Annotated in this window: 6 protein-coding genes; 1 reads left to right on the top strand and 5 read right to left on the bottom strand. The window is 68.0% G+C overall.

The window, feature by feature from the left end; translation table 11 throughout:
- From ACWD35_RS44915 to ACWD35_RS44900, 4 genes are all read right to left on the bottom strand, one after another.
- On the bottom strand, positions 1 to 307 hold a 307-nt coding region (locus tag ACWD35_RS44915; RefSeq protein WP_451357090.1), incomplete at its 3' end, for an IS110 family transposase.
- 464 nt (positions 308 to 771) lie between these two features.
- The gene (locus tag ACWD35_RS44910; protein ID WP_451357089.1) at positions 772 to 1,206 is read right to left on the bottom strand and encodes a site-specific integrase; all 435 of its coding nucleotides are present in this window, start codon (positions 1,204 to 1,206) and stop codon (positions 772 to 774) included.
- Between the two features lie 360 nt (positions 1,207 to 1,566).
- A complete protein-coding gene (locus ACWD35_RS44905; RefSeq protein ID WP_451357088.1) occupies positions 1,567 to 2,190 on the bottom strand; it encodes a VanZ family protein in 624 nt (207 codons plus the stop codon).
- 201 nt (positions 2,191 to 2,391) lie between these two features.
- Positions 2,392 to 3,627: a serine hydrolase domain-containing protein gene (locus tag ACWD35_RS44900; RefSeq protein WP_451357087.1), complete on the bottom strand. Its 1,236-nt coding sequence runs from the start codon at positions 3,625 to 3,627 to the stop codon at positions 2,392 to 2,394.
- A 121-nt stretch (positions 3,628 to 3,748) separates the two neighbouring features.
- Here ACWD35_RS44900 and ACWD35_RS44895 point away from each other — a divergent pair, with 121 nt between their 5' ends.
- Positions 3,749 to 3,913: a hypothetical protein gene (locus tag ACWD35_RS44895; RefSeq protein ID WP_451357086.1), complete on the top strand. Its 165-nt coding sequence runs from the start codon at positions 3,749 to 3,751 to the stop codon at positions 3,911 to 3,913.
- A gap of 49 nt (positions 3,914 to 3,962) precedes the next feature.
- On the opposite strand, the gene ACWD35_RS44890 is transcribed toward ACWD35_RS44895, so the two are convergent.
- Positions 3,963 to 4,112, bottom strand: coding sequence for a hypothetical protein (locus ACWD35_RS44890; RefSeq protein ID WP_451357085.1), 150 nt, complete (start codon positions 4,110 to 4,112; stop codon positions 3,963 to 3,965).
- Between the last annotated feature and the right edge of the window lie 442 nt (positions 4,113 to 4,554).

The following is a 4,554-nucleotide window of genomic DNA, read 5'->3' as shown; positions in this document are numbered from 1 at the left end:
TCTTCCCGTCACCCCGGTAGGAGCCGGAGGCGTGGTGGACGGTGCGGCCGGGGATGTAGAGGACCTGCTGCCCGTTGTCGGTCAGCAGCGCGATCATCAGCGCAGCCCCGCCGGCATTCAGATCGATCGCCCAGGTCACCGGTTCACTGTCGCTCAACTCCAGCACGTCGCTGATCAGTTTGAGCAGGACGGTCTCGTCGTTGGCCACCCGCCGCGACAGTCTGCGCTTGCCATCGGTGTCGATCACCACGCAGTGGTGCTCGGCTTTGCCCGCGTCCGTACCTGCCCACAGTTCGGGCACGGCCACCTCCGAAGTCGTTCCGTACGTGGTCCCAGCAGACGACCTCGCCAGCGTGTCCTTACCAAGCGATCTTGCCGCGCGCATCCCAATGAGTGGTCGAGTCGTCGCGGGATGCCGGGCGGCCAATCCTTTGAAGCCACCAAAGGGCTGGATCAGCAAAGCCACACCCGGCATCCCCGGGTCTCCCGATCCTACGAGTGACCGAAAACAACCCACCAACAACGTAAGGATCAGCCTCATCCCGACGCCGGGACCCTGCCGCGTAGGTCATGCGTCCGCACACCGGACACCGATCCGCACGGTGGCCTGCCGGTCCCTGTACGCCTGGGCCCGGCAGGCCGGACCGCAGTACAGGCGCCGCCGTGTCGCGTTCTTAGGGAGCACGGCGCCGCAGACGTAGCAGTGCCGACGGCGGGCCATACATCCAGGATCACTCGCGCGGACGGCTTGCGGTAGCGCGGAGGAAAGCCCTACCGCTTCCGTCGGGCAGCGGGGTCGCGTTCGGCGACGTGCCGGGCGACAGCGTCGACGCCAGGGCGGGCGTACCGCTCCAGCGACCGTACTGAGGCGTGGCGGGAACGGGCCAGCAGCATCGGCGTTGACGTGCTGTCCTCCGCGTCATGTGTCAGTGCGCTGTGGCGGAGCCGGTGGAGTGTCCACCCCTCCAGGTCGTCGAAGTCGTCTGGGCTGGCGAGGGGGTTGGCCAGCAGCCGGGTGCTCTCCTCGAAGATCCCTTCCGCCCGCCGGTAGGACAGCCGTGCGCGGCCGGTCACGGGGCAGGTGTCCAGGGTCGGGGTGCGGGCGGGGGCTTTGCGGTCGGTGAGGAACAGCGGGCCGTGTGTGCGGCCGGCGATGAGCCGCGGCAGGAGCTGTGCGGTACCGGACTGCCAGTGAATCCAGTCCACACCTCGCACCCAGCCCTCGTGATCACGCTCGGTCGAACACGCGAGGCCGCCGGTGGGGTGTCGAGGGGACCGTATCGGCACCGCCGCAGTAAATCCGGCATTTACTGCGGCACCACCCTGACGAGCCATCAGGCAGCGGAAGTCCGATAAGCCGACCTCGAAACGGAACCGCTGCTACCCGCTATCCGCTGCACCGCCGGCCCTCACTATGAATGCGGCCCCGAGCATCACGTAGCTCTACAAGTCCGTTCGCCGTAGCTATACGAGAACAGGGCCCACTAGGCGCAGCCAGGGTCCTCTCGGTCCAGAGTTTCGTCACGCACCTGGGGGGCGAGCAGGTCGATCTGCCCGGCCAGCGGCCTATTGGACCGGATCACCTCGACGGCTTGGTGGTCGTGGGCATTGCTGTGGTTGGCCGACGGACGACGCTCTGGCTGTAGCGCGCCACCAGCGGCGCGACGCCAGCGCGGCCAGCCCGGCGCCGGCGGTGTTGAGCAGTACGTCGTCCACAGAGGACACCCGGTCCAGCCGCAGGACGTACTGCGCGGTCTCGACCAGGACCGAGCAGCTCGCCGCGAGCGCCAGGATCCGCGGTACCGACGCCAGCGCCGCGAACCGCAGCGGGGCGAAGAACCCCAGCGCCGCGAACACCAGCAGGTTGCCGATGACCTGGCCCATCGCCGTCACCGGATCGCCTGCGAGGATCGTGAGCAGGTCCCGCAGCGGGACCAGGCTCACCCGAGCGGGAACGGCGTCGGCCCGGCCGCCCGGCAACATGATCATCCATACCCACGGCACCGTCCCGTAGACGATGCCGACGTCGGCCAGCGACGTGCGCCACGCCCACGCCGGCGTGGTGCCGGTGACACGTCGACGGCCTGCCAGAGCCCACACCGCCAGCGCGGCCAACGGCAGCACGGCCACTGTGATGAGGGCCACGCCAGTGAACGTACCGAACCAGCCGTGCCACCCCTTGATGATCACGCTACCTCCGCTTCCGTCCGACCGCGAAATCTCCCCGCAGGTCAGAGTGATTTCTTCGATGACCCAACAGATGTGACGGTTGTCCGTTGGAGTTCCTCAGGGCCAACGGACGGTGTCAGCGCCCGCCGATGGCGCCCTGCGCGTGCCCGGCACACCGGGCTGGAGGAGATCCCTTCTCTCCGTGTCTGCCGCCGGACCGTTTCAGCCACCACCCCCGTCGCCGGGCGAAGCCCCGGTGATGGCCTGCATCTCCCGCCTGGTGATCTCCTGCAGCGGCAGGCCGTCGCAATTGCCGAGGACTACGCCGACCCAGCCGGTGTAGGGGTAGATGTTCCAGTTGGCGCTGACACCGGGGTTGCTACCGCCGCGCCCGAACACCCACTGGCCGTTGACGATATGGACCGGCATGTCGTAGGCCCCGAACGACGAACCGCTGTGGGGGATCTTGGCTCCGGTGAGCAACTCGGCCCAGGGCCGGTCCAGCACCGTGCCGTCGCCCAGCGCGTGCGCGAACCGGACCAGATCCGGCGCGGTGGCGAAGCCGCCGCCCCCGGGGGCATCGATGAAGCTGCGGCCCGGGTTCTTGCCTAGTACCTCCGGGGACGGGCTGCCCTTGTCCAGATTGCGGACCGCGTCCACCTGGCTGCCGTCGGCCAGCGTCATGTACGGGTGCGCGATGTGCTCGTCGGTGAGCCACTGCGGCCTGGTGTAGAACGCCGAGCCGGTCATGCCGCAGCGCCCGAAGATGTTCTCCTGCACGTAGTCCCAGTACGTCTTGCCGCTCACGGCCTCCACGATCAACGCGGGGATGCCGACATCGGCGCCGGAGTGGCTGGTGCGAGTGCCGGGGGCGGCCACCAGCTTGGACTGCCGGACCCACTGCTCGTAGTACTCGTGCACCTCCTCCCGGCTCTGGAAGATGCGTTGCACGTCCTCATCCGGGGTGTTCAGCCCGGAGGTGCCGGAGAGCAGGTGGTGGATGGTCACCTGCTCGGCGATGTCCTTGGCGTAGCCCGTCAGGTGGGTGCCCACCGTGTCCGACAGGCTCAGCTTGCCCTGCTGTGCCAGCTGCAAGATGGCCACCGCGCCGAACGGCTGGCCCGCCGAGCTGAGGCTGAACGCGATGCCTTCGTGATTGCGGATCCCCTTCTCCCTGTCGGCCATGCCGTAGCTGCGGGACAGCACCGTCTGGCCCCGGTGCGACAACAGCACCACGCCGGAGAACTTCCCCTCGGCGGCCAGCTTCGCCACGTACTGGTCGTAGGCTCCGCCGGGACGGGTGGCCGGTGGGATGTCGGAGTCGGTTGGGGCCGGGTCGGCGTGGCTGGGTCGGGCGCCCACCAGCGGCGCGCCGGCCGCCACCACACCGGCGGCCGCCAACCCGCCCCACCCGAGCAGTCGCCGCCGATTGATACCACGTACGGAATCCGAGTCCATGATCAAGGTCCTTTCCTGATCGACAAATCGACCGTTGCAGGTCTAACGGCGACCGCTGTCGGCAACCGATCACCCACCCATGTGGTCCCCGTGCCTCCACTGAAGACGGAAGACTGTTGCGGTGGCGTATGCGATTTCAGATACGCCCGCGATACACCGAATCCCCGGCATCAAGGAACTGGCGCAGGCCGGCAGTGCGATGGTCCTGCCGCTGGTGATCGCGACAGCCCGGTTACTGCAGGTGCTGGACGACTCGTCGTTGAACATCCGGGTCCAGAACTGGTGAAGTCTCGTAACCGTCTGGCACGTATTCCTTGGGTAGAGGGTGTATTCGCTCACCGTGTGTGGTCGCCGGAGGCGTAGCGGCTCCAGGGGCCGGCGGCTTGAGCGGCGATGCCGGCGACGCTCTCGTTGTGGTAGCCGAGCATGCGGGCGACGACGGGTGCCGGGGCTTCCAGGACGAGTTCGCCGTCGCGCCCGCCCACCTGCCCCCACCGTGAACGCCTGGGAACCGCGGCGGCGGGACGCGCATCCACCGGAAGGTCTAGACGGGTCCGCCTAAGGGGATGGCGGAGCTGGCCACAGAACAGTTGCCGCTGGAGTCCCTGAAGGAGTCGACGGGCCGTTCGGCCGCCTATTCCTGCGAACCCTGGCCATGGTCGCTTTGAGTTCGAGGCCAACCTGGGGCACCTGCGCATTCGCGAGGGCATGGCCCTGGCCAAGCGCCAGGGCAAGCTCAAGCAAGCAGCCCAAACTCCCCGAATCCGCGCAGCGGACGATCCGCCGCCGCTACGCCACCGGCGAAGTCTCCCTCGCGGAGCCGATCAACGATCTAGGGCCTGTGTGATGTCGTGATCAATCTTGCCGATCCGGGTCCGTCGGGAAGGCGGATCCGGTAGGAAGGCAATCGTGACGCGCAGGCAACTC

It is taken from the genome of Streptomyces sp. NPDC002671, from assembly GCF_053592475.1.
This window is presented reverse-complemented; position numbering and strand designations above follow the sequence as displayed.

What these genes read in the sequence shown, in the direction of transcription:
- ACWD35_RS44900 (WP_451357087.1), bottom strand. Translation starts at nt 3,627, where the DNA reads ATGGACTCGGATTCCGTACGTGGTATCAATCGGCGGCGACTGCTCGGG.